The organism is Halorubrum sp. Eb13 (assembly GCF_002252895.1).
Lineage (GTDB): Archaea > Halobacteriota > Halobacteria > Halobacteriales > Haloferacaceae > Halorubrum.
Genome location: NZ_NHPE01000151.1, coordinates 1 through 22,578 on the forward strand (window position 1 = coordinate 1; position 22,578 = coordinate 22,578).

Genomic DNA, 22,578 nt, shown 5'->3' on the forward strand with positions numbered 1-22,578 from the left:
TCGACGTCGACCCGTTCTACTACGAGCTCGCCGACGCCATCGTCGACGTCGACCGCCTCCGGCAGGCGCTCTCGCAGGTGATGTGGGCCAGCCGTCAGATCGAGGACCTGCGCGACGAGTACACGACGAAAGTCCGGAATTCCGACGTCGACACCGCGCGCAAACACCGGAAACAGGCGTTCGCGCGCATGGCCGACGTGATGGACCAGATCGAAGAGGACCTGCGGTACATCGGCGACTCGCGCGACCAGCTGAAGGTGCTCCCAGACATCCGGCCCGACGAGCCCGCCATCGTCATCGCCGGCTATCCGAACGTCGGGAAGTCGTCGTTCGTCAACCGCGTCACCCGCGCCTCCAACGAGATCGCGGAGTACCCGTTCACGACCCGCGGCGTCCAGATCGGTCACTTCGAGCGGGACCACGTCCGGTACCAGATCGTCGACACCCCCGGCCTGCTCGACCGCCCGGAAGAGGACCGAAACGACATCGAGCGGCAGGCGGTCAGCGCACTCGAACACCTCGCCGACGTCGTCGTCTTCGTGCTCGACCCCTCCGGCGACTGCGGCTACCCGCTGGACGTCCAGCTGGAGCTGCGCGAGGAGGTCCGCGAGCTGTTCGGCGACGCGGTCCCGTTCCTCACCGTGGCGAACAAACACGACCGCTTCGAGGCGGTGCGGGCGGAGTCCGTCGACGCGACGATGAGCGTGACCGAGGACGAGAACGTCGAGGACGTCCTCGACATGGCCGTCGAGGCGGCCGCGTTCGAGCCGGACCTCCCGACGCGCGACGGCGGGGAGTAGCCGGAGAGGCGAGGCGGCGGCGAGCGAGGCGGCGGCGAGCGAGCCGCCGCGGCCCCGAAAGGATGCTTTCAAGCGGGCGCTCGCCGAACCGACGCGTATGTACGACGGTCTCAAGGGATTCCGCGACTTCTACCCCGGGGAGCAGTCCGCACGCCGGGAAGTGACCGACGCGATCGAGGACGCCGCGAGCCGGTACGGCTTCCGCGAGATCGCCACCCCCGCCCTAGAGCGGACGGAGATGTACGTCGACAAGTCCGGCGAGGAGATCGTCGAGGAGCTGTACGCCTTCGACGACAAGGGCGGCCGCGGCGTCTCCATGACGCCGGAGCTCACCCCCACCGTCGCCCGGATGGTCGTCGCGAAGGGCCAGGAGCTCTCGAAGCCGATCAAGTGGGTCTCCACCCGCCCGTTCTGGCGCTACGAGCAGGTCCAGCAGGGCCGCTTCCGCGAGTTCTACCAGACGAACATCGACGTGTTCGGCTCGTCGGCGCCCGAGGCCGACGCCGAGGTGCTGGCGGTCGCCGCCGACGCGCTCACGGACCTCGGGCTCACCGGCGACGACTTCGAGTTCCGCGTCTCGCACCGCGACATCCTCGGCGGGCTCGTCCGGGCGCTCGCCGCCGATCCCGACGCGGTCGACACCGCCGCGGCGATCCGCGCGGTCGACAAGCGCGCGAAGGTCGACGACGGCGAGTACCTCGGACTCCTCTCGGACGCGGGGCTCGACCGCGCGACCGCCCGCGAGTTCGACGACCTCATCTCGGGCGTCGACGCCCCCGAGGACCTCGACGCGGTGGCCGAGGCCGGCGGCGAGGAGGTCGCGGCCGCGGTCGAGAACCTGCGGAACGTGCTCGCCGCGGCCGACGACTTCGGCGCGGGCGAGTTCTGCGAGGTCTCGCTGACGACCGCCCGCGGGCTCGACTACTACACCGGCGTCGTCTTCGAGTGCTTCGACTCCACGGGCGAGGTGTCGCGCTCGGTCTTCGGCGGCGGGCGCTACGACGACCTGATCGAGAGCTTCGGCGGCCAACCGACTCCCGCGGTCGGAGTCGCGCCCGGCCACGCCACCCTCAAGCTCCTCTGTCAGCGCGCCGGCGTCTGGCCCGACGAGGAGCTCTCGACCGACTACTACGTGCTCAGCGTGGGCGACACGCGGGGCGAGGCGGCCGCGCTCGCCCGCGACCTCCGCGCGCTCGACGACGGCGTCGTCGTCGAGAGCGACGTCTCCGGTCGCTCGTTCGGCGCCCAACTCGGCTACGCCGACTCGATCAACGCCGAGACCGTCGTGGTCGTCGGCGAGCGCGACCTCGGGAACGGCGAGTACACGGTGAAAGACATGGCGAGCGGCGACGAGACGACCGTGCCGGTCGAGGAGTTCCCGCCCGAGGACGGGCTCTCGACGTACGAGGACGACGAGTAGCGGGCGGCGGACGACGAGTCGCGACGAGACGGCGGGAGTCCTGAATCCTTTTCAGGGTCGCGACGGGACCGGAGGAACGATGATCCCGCTCGCGACAGCGATGCCGCCGACCGAGGTCGCCCTCCGCGTGGCGGCCGGCGTCGCCCTCATCCTGATCAACGCGTACTTCGTGGCGGTCGAGTTCGCCCTCACGCGGCTCCGGCAGTATCCGGAGTCGGAGATCGACACCCCCGGACTGCGGCGCGCGTGGGAGATGACGGACGACCTGGAGTTCTACCTCACCACCTGTCAGGTGTGGATCTCCGGGACGAGTATCGCCCTCGGTATCGTCGCGGAGCCGGGGCTCGCGGCGCTGTTCGCGCCGATATTCGCGAACACGGCGTTCGCGTCAGCGGGCGCCGGGTCGCTGCTGGGCTTTTTCATCATCAACATGGTCCACCTCACCCACGGCGAGCAGACCCCAACGTACCTCGGCGTCGAGCGCTCGAAGCAGGTCGCCGGGTACGGCGCGCGGCCGCTGTACTGGTTCGCGTGGCTCATCTCGCCGCTGATCAAGTTCGGCGACTGGGTCGCGAAGGCCACCCTCGGGCTGTTCGGCGTCGAGATGACCGGGTCGTGGACCGAGACCGAAAGCGAGGTGTTGGAGACGCGCGCGGAGCTCCGCAACCGCCTCGGGTCGATGATGGAGGAGGTCGAGCTCCCCGAGGAGCGCCGCGAGGAGGTCCTCAACGCGCTCGCCGTCGACGAGCTCGGCGTGGCGGACCTGATGACGCCGGCCGACGAGGTCGTCTCGCTGTCGACGTCGGCGTCGATCGAGGAGAACCTCGACCGGATTCGCGACACGCCGCACACGCGGTTCCCGCTCGTGGGCGACGGTCCGAACGACTTCGAGGGGATCGTGTACGCCCCGTCGATCGTGAGCCGCTTCGAGGAGCTCCGGGCGGGGGAGACGACGTTCGAGGAGATCGCCGCCCCGCCGGTGACGGTCTCGCCGGAGACGAGCATCAGCGACGCATACGACCAGTTCCAGGCTGAGTCACAGGAGCTCGCGCTCGTCATCGAGGACGGCGAGATCGTCGGGCTCCTCACCGCGACCGACGCGCTGGAGGCGGTGATGGGACAGCTCGAGGACCCGCTCGACGCGGGCGATCTGTAGGCGGTCGGCGTCGGCGACGACGGACGGCTGCGGCGGGTGAAGCGCTCCCGCCGCGACCGCGGCGGACGACGGCGCGCTACTCGAACGCCTCGCGCAGGAACACTAGGGCCCCGCCCAGCATCGCGAGGTTACCGAAGAAGGCCAGCCGCTCGCCGCTCTTGTCGTCCTCGTCGGCGTTCCAGAAGTCGTGCATCGTCGCGGTCACGACCGTCAGGAACGTCACGGCCGCACCCGTCGTGATACGGGGGGCTCGCCACAGCGCGATCCCGATCCCCGAGACGAGCATCATCCCCGACGCGAACGGGGCCGCGAGGTCGGGGGCGGGGACCCCGGCCGACTCCGCGTACTCGATCGTCTCGTCCATGTCGCGGAAGTCCTCGGAGGCCTGCGCCGCCAGTCCGACCCCGAGCAGCACGCGGCCGAGCCGCGAGGGCGCGCCGCGGCCGCCGGTCGTCGGCTCCTCGTCGCCCGGCGTCGTCTCGGCCGCCTCGGTGTCGCCGGCGTCGTCGGTGTCGTCGTCGGTCATGTGTGGACGCACGGTAGCGTGCCACATAAATCGACGTGCGGGATGACGCGGACATCGACGTGCGAGAGGGCGCGGACATCGACGTGCGAGAGGGCGCGGAGCGCGCGGGCGTCGGGCGGCGGTCGCCGACTTACCCCCAGTTCCACCGGGCGTGGAGCCGGCGGACCGACAGGTCGAGCCAGAAGCCGATGAAGCCGATCACCAGCATGATCGCGGGGATCTCCGCGTAGGAGAACCGGTCGCGGGCGTCGAGGATGAGGTAGCCCAGCCCGGTGTTGACCCCGAGCATCTCCGCGGGGACGAGGATGATCCAGAGGATGCCGATCGAGAGGCGGATCCCCGTCAGCATGTCCGGGATCACCGCGGGGACGACGACCCGGCGGAGCAGGGCGCGCGTGTCGCCGCCGAGCGACTCGCCGACCGTGACCCAGTCGTCGTCGATGGTCGCGATCCCGTGGGCGGTGTTCAACACGATCGGCCAGAGGCCGGCCATGAACATCACGAACACCGCGGACCGGGTCCCCACGCCGAAGACGATGATGGCGATCGGGAACCACGCCAGCGGGGAGATCATCCGCATGAACTGGAAGAGGACCGTGGTCGCCCGCTCGGCCGCCTCGAAGTAGCCGACGACGATCCCCACGGGGAGCCCGACCGTCAGGCAGAGCGCGAGCGCGAGCCCGAACCGGTAGACGCTGACGAGCACGTGGTCGTAGAACTCGGGCGAGACGACGAGCTCGGCGAGGACGGCGACCGTCGCCGCCGGCGCGAAGTTCGTGATGATGCCGCTCCCGAGCGCCGTCACCGCCCACCAGACGGCGAGGCCGCCGAGGAGTCCGACCGCCGGCAGCAGGCGGCCGCGCTCCCCGAGCAGCTCAGAACCGTATCGTCTCCTGTCTCTCGTAGCCATCTTCCTCTGGGACGTCGAACGCCGGCGGGCCGCCGGCTTCTTCCAGCGCTGTGCGAACGGGGTCGTACGCGACGAGGTCGTCGGCGACCTCGGCGGGCTCTAACTCGTCGAGGAAGGCGTCCTCGCCCTCCACGCGGGTCTCGCGCATGCGACGGATCAGCTCCTCCGTGTACGAGGGGTACGGGTACGGGTAGAAGCCGATCCGGTCGATGTCCCACTCCTCGTTGCGGATCGCGCCCGATTCGAGGTACGGCTCGTGCTCGTCGTAGTGGGTGAGCGCGCGGTCGATCGGCTCGGGCCCCTGCGGCAGCAGGCCGCTCTCCGCCGAGGAGAGCAGCCGCGCGGCCTCGGACCGATTCCCTCGGAGGTACTGTTGGGCGTCGACGAGCCCGCTCATCACGTCGGTCGTCCACTCCGGCCGCGACTGCACCAGCTCCTCGCGCATCACGACGACGCAGCAGGCGTGCTCGCGCCAGACGTCGCCGGTGAACCGCAGGATCTTCCCGCCGGCGTCGAGCTCGCCGATCGCGTTGAACGGCTCGGCGACGATGTACCCCTCGATGGAGCCGTTCTCGAGCGCCGCGGGCATGTCCGGCGGCGGCGTCACGACGAGGTTCACCTCGTCGTCCGCCACCTCGTCGGCGGAGGAGTCCGTTCGGGGCGTGAGCCCGTGCTCGCGGAGCCCCATCTGGAGGATGACGTTGTGGATCGAGTACCAGAACGGAACGGCGACGGTGCCGCCGCCGAGGTCGGACCACTCGTCGACGTCCTGCTGGACCGTCAGCGCGGAGCCGTCCGTGTGGTCCCACGCGACGACCTGGACGTTCGCGTCCAGCTCGTCGCCGTAGCGCATCCACACCGTCATCGGCATCAGGAAGTGGGCGACGTTGACCTCGCCGGAGAGGAACGCCTCCGCGAGGTCGGACCAGCCGCGGAACAGTTTCGGCTCGGCGGCGTCGACGCCGTGGTCGGCGAAGTGGTCGTTGGCGTATCCCGTCAGCAGGGGCGCCGAGTCCGTGATCGGGAGGTAGCCGATCTCCGCGGTCGGCGGGCCCTCGCCCTCCCCGCCGCCCCCGAGACAGCCGGCCGTCGAGCCGACGCCGGCCGCCGCGAGCGACGCCAGCCCGGACTCCTTCATGAATTCGCGTCGGGAGAGCCCGCTCGTGCGGGCCGTCTCCGAGGGGTTCCGCCAGCCGGCGCCGCCGACGAGCTCGCGCGCGCTCTCGGCGACATCGGGGTCGACGTCGTCGTGGTTCGTGTGATGATCGTGCGTCATTCGAGTCCAACCGCCTCCAACTGTTCGAAGGTCGCCGCCCGCTCCGCGAGGAACGCCTCGTCGTCCCGCGACCGCGTCTCGCTGTCGATCCGCTCGACGTGTTCGATGCCCGCCGGGACCGGTCCCATTATCGCGACGCGGTCACCGAGGTACACCGCCTCGTCGATGTCGTGCGTGACGAACACGGCGGTGACGCCGAGCTCGTCGACGATCCGCAACAGCTCGTCCTGCAGCTCCATCTTCGTCAGCTGGTCGAGCGCAGAGAACGGCTCGTCGAGGAGCAGCACCTCGGGCTCGTTCGCGAGCGTCCGCGCGAGCGACGCGCGCTGCGCCATCCCGCCCGACAGGTCCGCGGTGTCGGCGTCCGCGACACCGTCGAGCCCGACGAGGTCGAGCAGCTCGTCGATCAGGTCGGGGTCGGGCTCCTCGCCGCGGAGCTTCGGGCCGACTTCGACGTTCTCTCGCACCGAGAGCCACGGGTACAGCAGGGGGTCTTGGAAGACGACGCCCCACCGGTAGTCCGGGCCCGTCACCCGGTCGCCGTCGATCTCGACGCGGCCGCCGGTCGGCTCTTCGAGTCCCGCGAGCAGGTGCAGGAGGGTCGTCTTGCCGCAGCCGGACGGGCCGAGCAGACAGCAGACCTCGCCGGGGTCGACCGCGAGGTCGAGCCCGTCGAAGACGAGGGTCTCGTCGTACCGCTTCGTGAGGTCGCTGGCGACGACCGGCGCCGCGCCGGTCGTTCGACGGCCGTCGGCGTCGGCGCCGACCGCGGACGCGGATTCGGGCCGGACGGCGGACTCCTCGTCGCCGTCGTCGGTCGCCGCCGCGCGGGACTCGAGGGACATCGATCAGTCCGCCGTCGCCTCGGGCTCGTCCTCTTCGGACGCCGCCTCGTCGTCCGGGATGACGCCCTCGTCATCGAGCTCTTCCGCGGTCCCGATGTCAGCGTCGTCGGGGACGAACCCCTTCTCGCGCATCCAGTCCGTGGTCGCGCCGATCCGGTCCTCGTCGGGGGCGCGCACGGGGAGGAACTCGCGGAGCTCGAACTCCTCGCGGAGCCGGTCGAAGTTCACGTCGTCGAAGGCCGCCTTGTCGGCCGCCTCGTCTTCCAGCAGCCCGACGTACCGGTCGGTGTACCCGTCGAGGTCGTCGTTGATGTCGGCGACCGCGCGGTTCAGCGCCGCGAGGAACCCCTCCAGCTTCTCCGGCTCGGGCTGCTCGCGCGTGGTGATGGCGGCGCGGCACGGGCCGTCGAACACCTCCTTCAGCTCCTCGTCGTAGCGGCCGAGCGTGACGAACGGCTCCAGCACCGCGATGGAGTCGACCTCGCCCTCTTTCACCGCGTCGAAGCGCTCCTCCGCCTCGCCGACGTGTTCGAGGACGACCTCGTCGTCCTCGAACCCCTCGTTCTCCAGCATCTCGCGCATCGAGTAGAAGGAGGTGGCGTACTTGTTGATCCCGACGGAGCGACCGCGCAGGTCGTCGATGGTCTCGGCGTCGTCGTCGGCGTCAACGAACACGACGCGGTCCCACTCGCTGTAGGAGCCGACGATGTCGCGGTCGGTCTCGGAGACCTCTTGGACCGCGTTCCACTCGCAGACGCCGTGGGTGCCGCCGTCCTCGTCCATGTCGTCCCACCAGTCGGCGTCGAAGGCGTTCTCGCCCTCGAAGTCCTGCGTCCCGGGCGCGAAGTACGAGAGGTCGGCGTCGACGCCCTCGTCCTCGAAGTACCCGTTCTCTTCCGCGACGTCTTGCACCAGTCTCCACGTGAAGTATTCGTGGGAGACATTGAGATCTGACATCGAATGCTTCTTAGTTTTATTGTAAGGTATAGCTCCGGAAACCGACAAGGATGAGCGGTGCAACCGGCTTCGCGCAAATGTTGCGGCGGCCGAACGGGTTCGGTCGGCGGTTCGGCGGAAACGGGATCGTCGATCGGCTCAAAACGCCGTCTCACGGGCGTTTTCGGCCGAGTGAGCGAACGGTTCGCATCCGAGATAGCAACAATACTTGTTCGTTTCTCCGTCGCCGTCGGGATGTCTGCGCCTCAGGCCCGCTCTATCCGCTCCAGCAGCGTCGCCGTCGCGTCGGCGTCGAACGCCATCGGCCGTCGCCACCACGGCCCCTTCCCCGAGTCGCTGGACAGCGCCGTGACGAGGCGGTTCGCGTCCGCGCCCGCCTCGGGGTCGCTCAGGGGGACGACGCGCTCGAAGCGGCCCGACGCCGCCGGGTCGCCGGCGACGACGACCCGCGCGTCGAACGGGTCGCGCTTCAGGTGGGCGTTGGTCGGCGCGAGCGCGGCCGCCGACTCGCGGTCGACCGCGGCGTCGCCGGTCCCGCCCCCCGTCTCGGAGCGGTCGCCGTCACCGACCGCGAGCACCCGCTCGACGCGGATACCGGCGAACAGGTACGCGCCCCAGTCGGGGGCGAGGTCGGCGTCGGGCGCGGGGTCGCCGTCGACCGCCGCGTCGGCCGACGCCCCGCCCGGCCCCGGCCAGCCGTGCGGCCGAAGCGACAGCGTCGCGTAGAACAGCAGCCAGTCGCCCGGGGCGAGGCCGGCGATCCGGCCGGCCTTCACGCCGTGGGGGTCGCCGTACGTCGCGCGGTCGCGGCCGTGGACGCCGGGGAGTTCCGGATCCAAGTGGACCGGCGTCGCGTGCAAGTCGGAGGGCACCGCGAAGGGGAGGTCGAGGTCGGCGTACGTCGGAAGCGGCTCGTCGACCGGGAATCGCCCGCGCGGGAGCGTCGCCGCCGACTCGGGGATCGGCACGTACGCGAACGACCCGTCCGGGTAGACTGGCCCGCGGAAACCGGGCTGGTTCGTGTTGGCGGCGACGTTGACGGCGACGGCGCGTGGGTCGCGCATTAAAAAGGGGAGTCCGGACGGGTCACTCCGCCGCGGCGGCGGGCGCGTCGTGGTCGATCTCGGTGCCGAGCAGGTCGAGGAACCCCGCGATCCACTCCGGGTGGTCGGGCCACGCCTGTCCGGTGACGAGGTTCCCGTCCGTCGTCACGCCGTCGACCCACGAGCAGCCGGCGGCCTCGACCTCGGGCCTGACCGCGGGGTAGGCGGTGATCTCGTAGCCGTCGAGCACGCCCGCGGCCGCGAGGATCTGCGGGCCGTGGCAGATCGACGCGACGGGCTTGTCGGCCTCGAAGAAGTGGCGCACCGCGTCGAGCACCTCGTCGTAGCCGCGCAGGTACTCGGGCGCGCGCCCGCCGGGGACGACCAGCGCGTCGTAGTCGGTCGGGTCGACGTCGTCGAACCCGTGAGTGAGCTCGAAGTCGTGCCCCCGGGTCTCCAGGTACGTCTGATCGCCGCGGAAGTCGTGGATCGCGGTCTTGACGCTGTCTCCGTCCTCCTTCTCCGGGCAGACGGCGTGGACTTCGTGGCCCACCGCCTGCAGCGCCTGGAACGGGACCATGATCTCGTAGTCCTCTCCGAAGTCGCCGACGATCATCAGAATCCGTTGTCCTGTCATGTGTGCAACACCACTCGGATATACGCGCTGCTGTCAAATAACGGTACTGGCGAGCGATGACATACCACGCCGACACCGTGTGACCGACCTCTACCCGCTCGACGGCTATTGATAACTCAATCGCACGGCGCGGCGGCGCGTGCCTGTGCGCGGCCGCCCGCGGCGGCCGCGAACAGCACCGCGCGAGGGACGCGGCGACCGAAGGGAGCCGCGAGGCTGGGGAGACGTGAGGTGCGGTTGTTGTGTTGGGCGGGGCTTTGGAGGTGTTCGCTATCCCTCCGACAGCAACGAGGTATACCCGAGCGGCCGAGGCGTTGGAGGCGCTCCACAGCGGGCGTCGATCAGTTATTTACGATTGATCGACCGGAGCGGTCGAACCGCCACGCACCGGTAGTCGGTCCTACTTCGGCGGCCGCAGGTCCCGCTGGAACTCGTCGAACTGGTCGAGGTCGTCGGGGAGGTCGTACTCGATCTCGCGCTCGTCTTGGTTGTCGGGGAGCCGTCCGTCCTCCAGGTCGGCGGCGGCCTCCTCCCAGCCCGGTTTCACGCGGACGCTGCGGGCGGGCGAGCCGACGACGACGTGGTGGGCCGGGACGTCGCCCTGCACGACCGAGCGCGCGCCGACGACGCTGTTCTCGCCGATCCGACAGCCGGCGCGCACCATCGCGTCGTAGGTGACGCGGGCGTCCTCCTCGACGATCGTGTGGAAGTTGCGGACCTCGGTCTGATCGACGAGGTCGTGGTCGTGGCTGTAGAGGTGGACGCCGTCGGAGACCGACGCGCGGTCGCCGATCGTCAGCTTCCCCCGGTCGTCGAGGTGCACGTCGTCGTGGATCACGACGTTGTCGCCGACCTCGATGTTGTGGCCGTACGTGACGGAGATCCCCTTGAAAAAGCGGCAGTCGTCCCCGCACTCGGCGAACAGGTGGTTTCCGAGCATCTGGCGGAACCGGAGCGCGAACTCGACGTTGTCCGCCATCGGCGTCGCGTCGAACTGGCGCCAGAGCCACTGGAGGTGCTTCGAGCGCTGGAAGCGGTCCTCGTCCTTCTCGGCGTAGTACTCCGACTCCAGCGTCGCGTTGCACGGGTCGTACCCCTGCAGGCGGACGCGCTCGGCCCGCGACACCGACTCCCCGTCCTGCCACGCCTCCCAGCGCTCGCGGTCGCCGTGGAGGTCGATCAGGACGTCGCGAACGACGTTACAGGTGTCCTCGTCCGAGGAGAGCCGCTCGTCCACCTCGTCGATTAACCCTCGGACCCCGGCCTCTGCGCCGTCGGGGAGGGACACGTGTCGCTTTGTCATCGGGCCACCTTCGTCGCCGTGCTTCAAAGGGATTCGGTTGTGCGGCGGGCGCGCTTCAGCGACCGACGGTCGTGGCGCCCGCGCGCCGGCGATCGTGAGCAACAGGGCGATTCTCGGGACCGGAACTCGCGAGAGGCGACGTATCGGCGGCGAAGAGCCGTCCGAAATCATGTATTTTCAACATAATTATTGATTCAACAACACTTTTGAGACGGTTCGCTGTACTGATACGCGGTACCACATGCCAGAAGTAAAATTCGAGGTCGACGTCGACAGCCCGCCGGACGAGCAGCCGACGGCCAAGCCGTTCAACCGATGGCACCCCGACATCCCGGCCGTCGTGGAGGCGGAGCCGGGGGAGACGATTCGGCTCGAAGCGCTTGACTGGACGGGCGGACAGATCTCTGACAACGACGACCCGAACGAGGTCAGGGACGTGGACCTGACGCAGGTGCATTACCTCGCCGGCCCGGTCCGCGTCGAGGGGGCTGAGCCCGGCGACCTGTTGAAAGTCGAGTTCCACGACATGGGACCGCTGAACGACCGCTCCGAGTTCGGCTTCACCGGGACCTTCTCCCAGCAGAACGGGGGCGGCTTCCTCACCGATCACTTCCCGGACGCCGCGAAGTCGATCTGGGAGATCAACGGGTACACCGTCTCCTCGCGGCACGTCCCCGACGTCCGCTACGAGGGGAAGATCCATCCGGGGCTCGCCGGCTGTGCGCCGAGCCAAGAGCTCCTCGAGGAGTGGAACGAACGGGAGCAGGAGCTGATCGACAAACACGAGGCGGACCCGAGCTCGATCCCGAATCACCCGACCGGAGAGGCGGAGCCGGGCGTCGCGAACCCGCCGACCACGGAGGGCGCACAGATGGGCGAGATGGACCCGGAGGAGGCGGAGGCGGCGGCCGAGGAGGCCGCGAGGACCGTACCGCCGCGCGAACACGGCGGGAACCACGACATCAAGGACCTCTCCATCGGCTCGACGGTGTACTTCCCCGTCTACGTCGAGGGGGCGAACTTCGCGCTGGGAGACTTCCACGCCTCGCAGGGCGACGGGGAGATCACGTTCTGCGGCGCGATCGAGATGGCGGCGTACGCGGACGTGGAGTTCGACCTGATCAAAGACGGGATGGAGAAACACGGCGTCGACCACCCGATCTTCGAACCCGGCCACCGCGGCCCCAACTTCGAGGACTACGTCACGTTCTGCGGCTACTCCGTGACCGAGGACGGCGAGCAGCGCTACATCGACTCGCACACCGCCTACCGCCGGGCGTGTCTGCAAGCCATCGACTACCTCAAGAAGTTCGGCTACACGGGTCAGCAGGCGCTCCATATCCTCGGGACGGTCCCCGCCGAGGGGCGCCAGAGCGGCGTCGTCGACGTTCCGAACGCGTGCTCGACGCTGGCGGTCCCGAAGGGCGTCTTCGAGTTCGACGTCTCCCCCGGTAACCTCGACAATCGGGCGGACCGCGGCGACCTCCTCGTCACCGACGACCCGCTCGAGTGAGCGAGACGATACGAGATGACGTTCACGACCGAAGCGACGGCGGGAGCGAGCACCGAAAGGGGACCCGACGATCCGCTCGGGCCCGGGAAGGCGATCGCGGCGACGCTCCGGAGCACGCTCGGCCCGAACGGGCTGGACAAGATGGTGATCGACCGGAGCGGAAGCGTCGTCGTGACGAACACCGGCGCGACCGTCCTCGACGGGCTGGAGATCGACGCCCCGATCGGCCGCGTGATACGGGACGCGGTTCAGGCGCACGCGCGGCACGTCGGCGACGGGACCACTACGACGGCCCTGCTCGTCGGCGCGCTCCTCGACGCGGCCGACGGGCTCGCCGATCAGGGCCTCCACCCGACCTCGATCGTGGACGGCTACGCCGGCGCGGCCTCGCACGCCCGCGACGCGCTCCGCGAGCTCAGCGTGCTGGTCGAGCCGGGCGACGAGCGGCTCCGAGAGGTCGCGTCGACGGCGGTCACGGGCCGCTGGGACGCGGCGTCTGCCCGGCGGTTCGCCGACATCACGGTGGACGCGCTGCGCGCGGTCGACTGCGACCCCGCCCGGCTCACGGTCCACGCGTATCCCGGCGGCGAACTGGCCGACTCGAAGCGGGTGAACGGGATCCTCGTCGACGTCGACAGCTCGTCGACGACGATCGGCGGGTTCGGGACCGGCGACCGACGGGCGCTCACCGATCCGACGGTCGCGCTCGTCGACGGCGAGGTGGCCGTTCCCGCCGCCGAGGCGTCGGGACGGGTGACCGTTGAGAGCCCCGACGACCTCGCGGCCGTCAGGGAGCACGAACGGGCGAGCAGAAGCGGGCTGGTTCGGTCGGTCACGGACCGCGATGTCGACGTGCTCGTGTGTCAGAAGTCGATCGACCACGGGGCGAAGACCGAACTCGCGCGCGCCGGCGTGCTCCCCGTCGAGCGCACCAGACGGGACGAGTTCGACGCGATCGCTCGCGCCGCGAACGCGACCGCAGTGACCGCGGTCGCGGACCTCGACCGGGACGCGCTCGGGGCGGTCGGTTCGGTCCGCTGTCGGTCGGTCGGCGGCGGCGCCGTGATCGAGCTCTCGGGCCTCCCGGGCGAGTCGCACAAATCGCTGCTCCTGCGCGGCGGGACGCCGCACGTCGCCGAGGAGACGAAGCGGATCGTCGAGGACTGCCTCGCGGTCGCGCGTCACGCCGCTCGCGGCGGCGGCGCGGTTCCGGGCGGCGGCGCAGCCATGATGGCCGTCTCCCGCGCCGTGGCCGACCGCGCGTCGGGCGTCGACGATCGGTCGGCGCTCGCGGTGGAGGCGTTCGCGGACGCGGTGACCGTGATCCCGCGAACGCTCGCGAGGAACGCGGGCGCGGACCCGACCGACGCATTGGTCGCGCTCCGCAACCGTCACCGCGACGGGGAGACGGCCGCCGGCGTCGCCCGCTCCGGCGCGGTCCGCGACATGTTCGACGCGGGCGCGGTCGAGCCGGTCGCGGTCCCCGCGCGCTGCCTCGAGACCGCGGTCCGGACCGCGGGGCTCGTGCTGCGCGTCGACGAGACGCTGGACGCGGAGGCGATCGAGGGGCACGGGGACGACGGCGACGGACGCGGTCATCCCGGGGGCGACCGTCACGGCCACGGGAGCGACGGCGAAGGTGAAAGCGGCGGTCACGCCGGCGGCTACCCGTGGGCGCTGAGCCACTGATCGGGCCGTCCGCCTCCGGCGGTCGCTTATGAATCGGCGCCGCAGTCCCGCGGCGTGGGGGAGACCGCACCCGCTAAGTGTCCCGATCCCCAAATCGGGGTATGCAACAGCGCGAACTCGGGAACTCGGGCGTCGAGGTCTCGGAGATCGGCTTCGGCGCGTGGGTCGTCGGCACCGACTGGTGGGGCGACCGCTCGGACGAACAGGCGGTCGAGATGGTCGAGGAGGCCCTCAACGCCGGCGTCACCTACGTCGACACCGGCGACGTGTACGGCCACGGCGACAGCGAGGCGATCATCGGGAAAGCGATCGACGGCCGCCGCGACGAGGTGACGCTGTCGACGAAGATCGGCTACGACTTCTACGACAACCCGCAGGCCGGCCACGGCGAGCTCCCGAAGGAGCTGAACGAGGAGTACCTCACCGAGGCGTTCGAGGCCTCGCTGGACCGACTCGACACCGACTACGTCGACGTGCTCCAGCTTCACAACGCCAACGTCGACGAGGTGACCCCAGAGGTGCGCGACCTCCTCCGCGAGTGGAAGGCCGAGGGGCGCGTCCGCGCGCTCGGCTGGGCGCTCGGCCCCTCGATCGGCTGGCTCGCCGAGGGCGACGCCGCCGTCGAGTACGAGGAGTTCGACGCGGTCCAGACCGTGTTCAACCTCTTCGAGCAGGAGCCCGGGCGCCACTTCGTCGATACCATCCGCGAGACGGGCTCGGACACCTCCGTGATCGCCCGCGTCCCGCACTCCTCCGGCCTGCTCAACGAGCAGGTGACGCCCGACACCGTCCTCGAAGACGGCGACCACCGCTCGCACCGCCCGAAGGTGTGGTACGAGACCGGCTGGGAGAAGGTCGAGGCGATCCGCTTCCTCGAGGACCCGGACGGCGTCGAGGGGACCCGCACGATGGCGCAGGCCGCGATCCGCTGGCTGCTCGCCCACGACGAGGTCGCGTCCGTCACGCCAACGTTCCGCGACGGCGACGACATCGCCGAGTGGAGCGCCGCCGCCGACGTGCCGCCGATCTCCGACGCGGAGTACGACCGGTTGGACGAGCTGTACGCCCGCAACTTCGACGTCGACCGCGACGACGGGATGGACGTCCTCCGCACCTCCGTCGACGGCGAGGACATCGAGGCGGCCGGCCTCGACAAGCGCGCCGCTTCGTACTGACGCCAACGCGTCCCGACGACTCGGTCCCGCGGGGCGTCGCCGATTCTAACCCGCCCTTTTCGCGTCGAGACCGAAGGACTGCGAGCCGTCGACGGCGCTCGCGACCACTTTCACCGCGCTCCCGGCGGAACGGTGATCGCCCGCGGGCGAGAGCCGCGGCTCGGCGTGTCGAAGTGGTGGCTCGGTGAAAGTTTTTCATCACAAGGGGCTGAGAGGGGGTAACGGATCGTCATGGCCACCACATCCGAACTATCTCCCTGAGGCTAATAAACTGACCGTGATGCGAGTCGGTTTGAGTGCCACGGTGAGGTTCCAACCCACTATGTCGTAAGGTCACGCCGACGTCAAACCTCGACACATCTCTCGGATGACCGGCGGTCGGCTCTACAAGCTTGAGGTCGTCAGCGGGAAAGACACCACCGGCGAGTACGTCGACGGGAAGCAGCGCGAGACGTGGCTCCCCGTCGATGTCGAGACGACGATCAACCGCTACGTCTAGACCGAGGAGATCGCGCGCGATGAGCCCCTGTCGACGTGACGAAGCGCACCGTCCAGAACTGGGTCGAAAAGGCCACCGCCGGCGCACCCGGAGAGCGGGGGCTCCGACTACGAACGCGTGAGCACGCACGATTTCCCCGCTACAGAGCAAACCACCTCCTCGTCGAGGAACACGTCTTCCCGCGGATCGTAATGGCACTCGGCGGTGGAGCAGCTACGACGCAATCGAGCCGTACCTCGCGGCGCCGACCGAGAAGAATATCACCGACTCGATATTTCTCGCTGAACTGCGTGAGAAACATCAGGTTGACAACGCGACCTTTTTCATCGATGGTGCGCCATAGTTACAGGCGGCCTGTCATCGTCGCGGGCTCCGATTCCAACACGTCACACATGGGAATCGGAACGCTGTCGAACGTGTCCTTCATGAGATAAAGCGGCGAACAAACCAATTCTCAAAATACGTTTATCCATGTCGAACCGAGTACTGCTGAAAATTGGCTTCAAGCGCTCGCATTCGCATGGAATCAGCTTATCTAAACGCTATCCGTTCGACACAGATGAAATCGACGAACAAGAACTGTATGAGGCCATCCGCGGGACTTATAAAGGATATGAACGGGAGAACTGACAGTTTCAATACCCCAAGAGGACGACGACTAATCCGACAACTCTTTCCGAGTGAATTTTACCGGCCAACTCAGCTTTGCACGTTGGCCGAAGAAGTCCGTGTTCGGCATCATCCAATCCACCATCCCCTATATCACACTCTTAGTTCAACGTGCAAAGCTGAGCGTTTTATCAGGTTTTCTATAGTTCATAATGACTTTTAAATTTTTCTTGCGGGCACTCCACCCACAGTGCTCCCATCAGGCACATCATTCAAGACCACTGCATTTGCCCCTACTACTGCATCCTCTCCGATTCTAACATCGCCAAGTACCACTGCCCCAGAGTATATTTCAGCACCGTCGCATATCGTTGGGGCACCACCATCTTTCACTCCTATTGTCACGTTTTGATATATACTTACATTGTGCCCTATCTCTGCACGTTTTGGAATTATAATACCTACGGGATGAGGAATGTAAGTCGAAATTGGTAACTGAGGATGCCAAATATCACAGGCAAGCCGTAATCTAGGTTCTCTGAATCTGACAACATTTAAAAGATTGAAGTAAACCAACAGAGCTCGAATAGCTGATTTCATCCCTGATTTACACCATATTTCAAAAAAAGATTTTATTTTCAAATTCATGATAATCTGTCGTTGAGATTTGTTCCTGAAAGATGAGTTGAACTCACCGATGACATGATTTATATGTAAAATTTATGTTTTTTCTGGACACCTCATGCATCCTTTCTGCTTTATTGAGTGTATCAACGGCTTCTTTATATATATGAACTGCTGAACTCTGGCCGATATTCAATATGTGAATCCTAATTAATACCTCGGCGTGAGAAACCGATGAGAGTCAGCGCTTTCACCCGCTCGACGCCTTCGGTTTGTCCCTGAGGGACCGACCGCTCAGTCAGGCGATCCGAGTGTGATCCATAATCCGAGATTGCGATTTTATCCGAATACGTAGGACTAATTAAGATTCCGCGAAGAGGTTCGTCGTCTCACTTCTCGAAGGACACGTTCGACGGTATTTCGATTTCCGTGGCGAGTGATTTAAAATCGGAGCGAAGTTCGTGAGGGTGCAGCTGTGAGATGTCCGCCAGCATCAACGAGAAATAGCGCATCCTCAGCGTGGTGTTACTCATTAAGATCGGAGAATCATCAGCGTGAATTGCTGGTCCTGGACAGAAATATGTCAATATGACTGAATTCGTTTGTACAAAGATCTACGACGGCATACAGCCAGAATCGGTCTGAGCCGATCTGAATCGCACTCTTATCGACAGCAACGCGATTCGGGTTCATACCGTCAACTGGCTGTAGTTCGGCCTTTTGAATCCAATTGTGAATTGGGTTCGACTCCGCTCGACACCCAACCTTTCAAGATACTGTTTGGTATTCGAAAGTGATAGTCCAGCGAAATAAATTTGAATACCGGTTTCAATAGTCTCGTGGGGTGTCCGCTCACGCTCCACAAACTCCAAGTCGATCCAATCAGTAGAGCAGCTGAGGCGATTAGATTCGGACATAGACCATTCGGAACACCGACCGCCTTTTGTTAAGCTAACATCGCCTGTTGGTTCTCTGCTTCAGTTTTTATTTGCCGAATTACCCCGCCGCTTCACCGCGATTCTCTATAGCCATTGCCATCTAAAACTATGTATTACAATGACTGCCAGTACGCAAAAATTGCTTGAGCCACTACGTAGAGATCACTATGATTCCTATTTGTTTTGTTATCATCTCATTTTCAACCGAATATATGATTTTCATTGTACTGCATAATAGCCTGTCGTTGTAAATCCTCACAGGCATATCCAATTCGATAAGTTGAAAATGACATAATAACTCATTCGGTAAATTACACGGCTAGATCGGGACGAGTTGCAGTGTATTTGTCCCGGGTGTCTGTCGGTTCGCTACTTGTATTGACCGATTCACACAGTCAACTTCTCCGAACCCCCTGTGCAAGATACGCGCGTTGTATGCAACACGTACTGGGTTAATATCCCAGAGAGCGGTCAGAAGCAGCGTGCAAAATGTAGTAATTGAACTCAACAAGACGGCTTCTCTTATTTCGCGCCAAATCACATGAATCACCCGCTCGTTGAACGTGCGAACTGATCGTAATATACCCTACCCGTTATAAATGATGTTCCGGGCATGGTACAAGATACAGGTCCCTTATCTATTAATATTCGTACAGAAGCTCGCTAATAATATTTCTGTGGGTCAACTTCATTAATACGGGGCAACAAATCGTTTATTATGATTAGAGTGATTGTAACATGGAACTAGCAAGAAATTCAAGCAATTGATGAAGGCGATGTTGAATCTACCGTAGTACGTGTAATCAATGAATTTTTACATGAAGTCGACGAACGCAGCGGTGTTACCGTCAACTGTCGAACACCAACAAGCGACCACGATTCAGTACATACGGTTAATCACGAACCATTGGCTCATCTGGATCGGAGCAGGTGTTCTATCGATATAGTTGGCGAATAATAAGCAGGAGGAATATAAGATCGATTTGAAACCTTCTGGTTTCGATCTCGAAACCATATCCACGGGAAATATAGAGTAATTAACCTATTTACATTTGCGACCGGAAAGTATCGCAGCTGATGTGGAAAATCAAGAGATGTTTCGCTCTAACATCCCAGAATATATTAAGAAACAAATTATTGAGTCAATCCACGTTAATCGTACCACTGGATACGATCCGATATTTCACAAAAAGCATACTATCAGTAAGTTGGTAGCCGGGGGTTCCAGCGGTTCGCCGTTCACCTGTATTGAACGATCCGACCAGCTCGTTTCTGAGGAGCTTCTATGCGAGATACGTGCCTTACATCTTTCACGCCGTTCAGAACATTATTTCGAACTGGCAGGAATTCAAGCGGATAATTCACTGCTGCCGTCCGCCGACTATTCCATTTGACACGGTGGCTGAAAGATGGATTTTAGCAAATCCCCCAATATCTATTAGTAGAAATCGACTTCCAGTGGGGTAACACGTCGTCACAGCCACCACGACTGACAGTATCCTGTTGAGGGGTATAAAATGACCGTGATGGCGTTCGAAGCGATACTCGGTGTGGACTCTCTTTCGGTGAACGTTCATATGAAAGATAGCGTGCAATGTTCGCATAACTGGTATTAGATTCGATAGGACGGTGCCTCGGGAGAGCACTGAATTTAAAAATTGGACACCGACCGGGAATGGGATTGACTGTGAAGTATCGCCCGTCGAGATCAATCCTAAACGGTTCTACGGAGTAGTCGTCGTCTGTGAGGCCATCGACTGTATTCCGAAACGAGACGGTCATTTTCCGAGTTACCTCAAAAGATGGTTTTTGCCCTCAACTCCTGGATTAAAAGTATAACAATCACATATATAAAATGTAAATATAAACGTATTTTAATATAATAATTATACGTCTCAACGCAGCGTCAACAAGAAAATGAGCGAAATCGAGAGTTCCGCGCTGTAGTGGACCACGAGTTTCGCTACGTCGCGTGTAAAATCGAATCCGTCGAGCGCTGCGAGCACAGTCGTGACGGCCCTGTGTTGGGCCAGGCGAAGCGTACGGCTTCTGCGCGGCGGTGTGTGCGTGACTCACCGGTCGTTTGGTCGCCGACGAGAACCCGACCGCATCGCGCCGCCCATCCGAGACAGCGTTGATTACGTCGTCTACGCACACAGTCCAGCGTCGCCGTCGGTAGCGAGCGCGAGCACGTACCCGAGGTAGTCGACAGAGGCGGACCGGCAGTATCCATTTTGGGAGCGTTTGTTTCCGAGCACCCGGTCGAGAGTACCGTAACCGAACCCGCGCACCTCTCAGTATCCGTCGTGAGTACAGCGGGGACGTGGCGTCTAATCACGCATTTCAAAAATAGCTAATGCCTGTTACGCGGCCTTCAGCGCGGTGATCATCCGGTCGTCGGTGATGCCGGCGGAAAGGCCGCACCGATCCGAGCAAAAACCGTCGCGATGAGCCTACTCGTCGCCGTCGCCGAACTGCGCGTCGTACGCGTTCTGGATCTCTATCTTCGTCTGGCGGCTGATGTCTTCGTAGTCGAACTCCACCCCGTATCGGTCCTGGGTGATCTCGTCGCGGGTTCTGATCTCGCCGGGAGCCACGTCGTCGGGGAACGGCTGCCGGTTATAGACTGCCTGCACCTCACCGGTCGTCTCGATGCTGAGATCCGCGAAGTCGACGTCGTACATCGTTCGACTGATGTCGTCGCGGCTGTGAGCCGGGTCAGACGGGAGCGACCCGAACTGCGCGTCGTACGCGTTCTGCACCTCGATCGCGGCGTCGCGATCCAGCTCGGAGAACGACGCGTTGTATCGGGCGTCGCTTATCTCGTCGCGGGTGTCGACCTCGGCGGGATCGGCGTCGCCGGGGAACGGCTGCCGGTTGTAGATCGCCTGCACTTCGCCGACCGTTTTGCTACCGAGGCCCTCGAAGGCGACGCCGTACTTCGCTCGGCTGATCTCGTCGCGAGAGGTCGGTCCGCCGTCGTCGGACGCGTCTCCGTCGCCGGTCGACGCAGACCCGCCGGAGTAGTCGCTCTCAGACGTGATCGTGGCGCCGGTCACTGTCGTTACGTTGTAACGGGTGCCGTTCTCGTTCGCGAGCGCGTCGACGCGCAGTCCGAGGTCGGTCGTGCCGACGGCGTGTCCCTCGATCGCGAGCGTCGCGACGATGACGCTCCCGTTGTCGTCGGTGTCCGCGGGCACCGCCGTCACGTTGGCCGCGGCGCCGTCCTCGACGAAGACGACCTCGGTCGTCGCGTCGGACGCGCCGCCCCGCGCGGTGACGTCCCCCACCGTGGCGTAGGTGACGTCCTCCACGTCGACGGTGAACTCGTAGGCCCCGACGCCGCCGGACGCGTTCGCGACGACCACGTCGTACGTCGTCGTCTCGCCGGGGTCGACCGTTTCGCCGGTGACCTCCGGTTCGTCGGCGTCGACCGGAACCCCGCTCGGGAGGAGTCGCACGGCGGTCTCGGGACCGGGATCCGACCGCGCGGCCGCCTCCACGTCGACGACTCCGGTCACGGAGTCGTTCTCGGTGGAGACGCCGTGGCGGTGCGATCCGGGGTCGACGTCGGTCACGTTCACGCCGCTGAACGTGACGGTCTCCCTGTCGTGGCCCGCGAGCGTCACCTCTCGGGTGGCCACCACTCTGTCGGCTTCGAAGGGCTCGTCGGAATAGACCGTTTCGTCGCCGGCGGCCGTTCCGTTGCCGGTGGCCGTTCCGTTGCCGGTGGCCGTTCCGTTTCCGACGACCGCTTCGCTGTCGGCGAGATCGAGTTCGTACCGGACCGTCTGGGTCGCCTCCAGGTCGCCGTCGTTGGTGACCGACACGGAGACGTTGAACGGCTCCCTCTGCGTCACGTTGTGAGACGCGTTCAGCCTCGACACCCGGAACTCCGCCGGGTCCGGGTTCGGTTCGACCGCGATCGCGGCGCCGCCCACGTCGGTGACGTTGTACGAGTCCCCGGCGTCGGTGTCGAGCCCGTCGACACGCAGCCCGACGTCGCTGGTTCCGGGGGCGTCGCCGCCGACCGTCACGGTCGCGACAACACTCTCCCCGTCGGCCGCGTCCGTCGGTGCGGCCGTCAGGTTGGCCGACGAGCCGTCGGGGGCTATCGAGACCCCGGCCGCCTCGTCGGACTGGTTCCCGCGCAGAGTGACGTCCGTTATCGAGGCCACGCTCGGGTCGTCGACGCTGACGACGGTGACGTGGTCGCCGACGCCACCGGACGCGTTCGCGACGACCACGTCGTACGTCGCCGTCTCGCCCACGCGGACCGTCGCGTCGCTCGGTCCGAGGTGAACCGCGGTTTCGGGAGCCGGCGTCGGCTCCTGCTGTTGAGCGAACGGGACGTCGAAGCCGCCGGTGGGTCCGACGCCAGCGACGGCCCCGCCGATGCCGCCGATGCCGACCACCGCGATCGCCGCGAGGACGACGACGCTCTTCGCGTTGAGCGTCGCGGAGAGGGAGCCGATGCTCATCGGCTCGACACCTCGTTGAACAGCTTCCGGACATCGACGACATCCACGGCGCCGTCGTCGCTGAAGTCGAACGCGTCCGGGTGGCTCCGGATCAGCTCGTCGTCCCGGTTCGCGAACATGGCTTCCACGTCGTCGCCGTCGACGTCGCCGTCGCCGTCGACGTCCTCGTAGCGACCG

At 65.2% G+C, this 22,578-nt stretch carries 18 protein-coding genes and 1 pseudogene; 8 read left to right on the forward strand and 11 right to left on the reverse strand.

Features of this window, described 5'->3' with window-relative positions:
* The 3 genes from DJ75_RS17790 to DJ75_RS17800 form a co-directional block, all read left to right on the forward strand.
* Positions 1 to 800, forward strand: an 800-nt coding sequence (locus tag DJ75_RS17790; protein WP_094525846.1) for a GTPase, incomplete at its 5' end; no start/stop codon positions are given.
* 97 nt (positions 801 to 897) lie between these two features.
* Complete coding sequence (gene hisS, locus DJ75_RS17795; RefSeq protein WP_094525848.1) at positions 898 to 2,220, forward strand: histidine--tRNA ligase; 1,323 nt, start codon at positions 898 to 900, stop codon at positions 2,218 to 2,220.
* A gap of 79 nt (positions 2,221 to 2,299) precedes the next feature.
* Entirely contained in the window at positions 2,300 to 3,376 is a 1,077-nt protein-coding gene (locus DJ75_RS17800; protein WP_094525849.1) for a CNNM domain-containing protein, read from the forward strand.
* A 76-nt stretch (positions 3,377 to 3,452) separates the two neighbouring features.
* Here DJ75_RS17800 and DJ75_RS17805 read toward each other — a convergent pair whose 3' ends face one another.
* From DJ75_RS17805 to DJ75_RS17840, 8 genes are all read right to left on the reverse strand, one after another.
* Positions 3,453 to 3,902 carry a DoxX family protein gene (locus tag DJ75_RS17805; protein WP_094525851.1) on the reverse strand — a complete coding sequence of 150 codons (450 nt, stop codon included), beginning with the start codon at positions 3,900 to 3,902 and terminating at the stop codon, positions 3,453 to 3,455.
* 130 nt (positions 3,903 to 4,032) lie between these two features.
* Complete coding sequence (locus DJ75_RS17810; RefSeq protein WP_094525853.1) at positions 4,033 to 4,812, reverse strand: ABC transporter permease; 780 nt, start codon at positions 4,810 to 4,812, stop codon at positions 4,033 to 4,035.
* A complete protein-coding gene (locus tag DJ75_RS17815) occupies positions 4,778 to 6,088 on the reverse strand; it encodes an ABC transporter substrate-binding protein (protein ID WP_094525855.1) in 1,311 nt (436 codons plus the stop codon). Before DJ75_RS17815 ends, DJ75_RS17810 begins: the two co-directional genes overlap by 35 nt.
* Positions 6,085 to 6,933 carry an ABC transporter ATP-binding protein gene (locus DJ75_RS17820; protein ID WP_094525857.1) on the reverse strand — a complete coding sequence of 283 codons (849 nt, stop codon included), beginning with the start codon at positions 6,931 to 6,933 and terminating at the stop codon, positions 6,085 to 6,087. The genes DJ75_RS17815 and DJ75_RS17820 overlap by 4 nt, the downstream gene beginning before the upstream one ends.
* A gap of 3 nt (positions 6,934 to 6,936) precedes the next feature.
* Positions 6,937 to 7,845 (reverse strand): ABC transporter substrate-binding protein, encoded by a 909-nt coding sequence (locus DJ75_RS17825; protein WP_176451342.1) that lies wholly within the window; start codon positions 7,843 to 7,845, stop codon positions 6,937 to 6,939.
* Positions 7,846 to 8,135: 290 nt separating this feature from the next.
* Positions 8,136 to 8,954, reverse strand: coding sequence for a hypothetical protein (locus tag DJ75_RS17830; protein WP_094525859.1), 819 nt, complete (start codon positions 8,952 to 8,954; stop codon positions 8,136 to 8,138).
* Between the two features lie 22 nt (positions 8,955 to 8,976).
* Entirely contained in the window at positions 8,977 to 9,570 is a 594-nt protein-coding gene (locus DJ75_RS17835) for a DJ-1/PfpI family protein (RefSeq protein ID WP_094525860.1), read from the reverse strand.
* Between the two features lie 400 nt (positions 9,571 to 9,970).
* Positions 9,971 to 10,873 carry an acyltransferase gene (locus DJ75_RS17840; protein ID WP_094525861.1) on the reverse strand — a complete coding sequence of 301 codons (903 nt, stop codon included), beginning with the start codon at positions 10,871 to 10,873 and terminating at the stop codon, positions 9,971 to 9,973.
* Positions 10,874 to 11,114: 241 nt separating this feature from the next.
* On the opposite strand from DJ75_RS17840, the gene fmdA reads away from it, so the two are divergent.
* The 5 genes and pseudogenes from fmdA to DJ75_RS18815 all read left to right on the forward strand — a co-directional run.
* Complete coding sequence (gene fmdA / locus DJ75_RS17845) at positions 11,115 to 12,386, forward strand: formamidase (RefSeq protein ID WP_094525862.1); 1,272 nt, start codon at positions 11,115 to 11,117, stop codon at positions 12,384 to 12,386.
* Positions 12,387 to 12,401: 15 nt separating this feature from the next.
* Positions 12,402 to 14,075 (forward strand): TCP-1/cpn60 chaperonin family protein, encoded by a 1,674-nt coding sequence (locus DJ75_RS17850; protein WP_094525863.1) that lies wholly within the window; start codon positions 12,402 to 12,404, stop codon positions 14,073 to 14,075.
* A 101-nt stretch (positions 14,076 to 14,176) separates the two neighbouring features.
* Positions 14,177 to 15,250: an aldo/keto reductase gene (locus tag DJ75_RS17855; RefSeq protein ID WP_094525864.1), complete on the forward strand. Its 1,074-nt coding sequence runs from the start codon at positions 14,177 to 14,179 to the stop codon at positions 15,248 to 15,250.
* Positions 15,251 to 15,617: 367 nt separating this feature from the next.
* The gene (locus DJ75_RS19285; RefSeq protein WP_254922013.1) at positions 15,618 to 15,749 is read left to right on the forward strand and encodes a hypothetical protein; all 132 of its coding nucleotides are present in this window, start codon (positions 15,618 to 15,620) and stop codon (positions 15,747 to 15,749) included.
* 265 nt (positions 15,750 to 16,014) lie between these two features.
* A pseudogene (locus tag DJ75_RS18815) lies at positions 16,015 to 16,288 on the forward strand (IS6 family transposase); the annotation flags it as partial.
* 289 nt (positions 16,289 to 16,577) lie between these two features.
* Here the strand turns inward: DJ75_RS18815 and DJ75_RS17865 are convergent.
* From DJ75_RS17865 to DJ75_RS18825, 3 genes are all read right to left on the reverse strand, one after another.
* Positions 16,578 to 17,006, reverse strand: coding sequence for a serine O-acetyltransferase (locus DJ75_RS17865; protein ID WP_094525865.1), 429 nt, complete (start codon positions 17,004 to 17,006; stop codon positions 16,578 to 16,580).
* 3,367 nt (positions 17,007 to 20,373) lie between these two features.
* Positions 20,374 to 22,401 (reverse strand): hypothetical protein, encoded by a 2,028-nt coding sequence (locus DJ75_RS18820; protein ID WP_094525866.1) that lies wholly within the window; start codon positions 22,399 to 22,401, stop codon positions 20,374 to 20,376.
* The coding region (locus DJ75_RS18825) for a hypothetical protein (RefSeq protein ID WP_176451481.1) at positions 22,398 to 22,578 on the reverse strand (181 nt) is incomplete at its 5' end. The genes DJ75_RS18825 and DJ75_RS18820, both read right to left, overlap by 4 nt.

Bases quoted from the DNA above. Each gene is read 5' to 3' on its own strand.
- hisS (WP_094525848.1), top strand. From the start codon at position 898: ATGTACGACGGTCTCAAGGGATTCCGCGACTTCTACCCCGGGGAGCAG.
- DJ75_RS17800 (WP_094525849.1), top strand. From the start codon at position 2,300: ATGATCCCGCTCGCGACAGCGATGCCGCCGACCGAGGTCGCCCTCCGC.
- DJ75_RS17805 (WP_094525851.1), bottom strand. From the start codon at position 3,902: ATGACCGACGACGACACCGACGACGCCGGCGACACCGAGGCGGCCGAG.
- DJ75_RS17810 (WP_094525853.1), bottom strand. From the start codon at position 4,812: ATGGCTACGAGAGACAGGAGACGATACGGTTCTGAGCTGCTCGGGGAG.
- DJ75_RS17815 (WP_094525855.1), bottom strand. From the start codon at position 6,088: ATGACGCACGATCATCACACGAACCACGACGACGTCGACCCCGATGTC.
- DJ75_RS17820 (WP_094525857.1), bottom strand. From the start codon at position 6,933: ATGTCCCTCGAGTCCCGCGCGGCGGCGACCGACGACGGCGACGAGGAG.
- DJ75_RS17830 (WP_094525859.1), bottom strand. From the start codon at position 8,954: ATGCGCGACCCACGCGCCGTCGCCGTCAACGTCGCCGCCAACACGAAC.
- DJ75_RS17835 (WP_094525860.1), bottom strand. From the start codon at position 9,570: ATGACAGGACAACGGATTCTGATGATCGTCGGCGACTTCGGAGAGGAC.
- DJ75_RS17840 (WP_094525861.1), bottom strand. From the start codon at position 10,873: ATGACAAAGCGACACGTGTCCCTCCCCGACGGCGCAGAGGCCGGGGTC.
- fmdA (WP_094525862.1), top strand. From the start codon at position 11,115: ATGCCAGAAGTAAAATTCGAGGTCGACGTCGACAGCCCGCCGGACGAG.
- DJ75_RS17850 (WP_094525863.1), top strand. From the start codon at position 12,402: ATGACGTTCACGACCGAAGCGACGGCGGGAGCGAGCACCGAAAGGGGA.
- DJ75_RS17855 (WP_094525864.1), top strand. From the start codon at position 14,177: ATGCAACAGCGCGAACTCGGGAACTCGGGCGTCGAGGTCTCGGAGATC.
- DJ75_RS19285 (WP_254922013.1), top strand. From the start codon at position 15,618: ATGACCGGCGGTCGGCTCTACAAGCTTGAGGTCGTCAGCGGGAAAGAC.
- DJ75_RS17865 (WP_094525865.1), bottom strand. From the start codon at position 17,006: ATGAATTTGAAAATAAAATCTTTTTTTGAAATATGGTGTAAATCAGGG.
- DJ75_RS18820 (WP_094525866.1), bottom strand. From the start codon at position 22,401: ATGAGCATCGGCTCCCTCTCCGCGACGCTCAACGCGAAGAGCGTCGTC.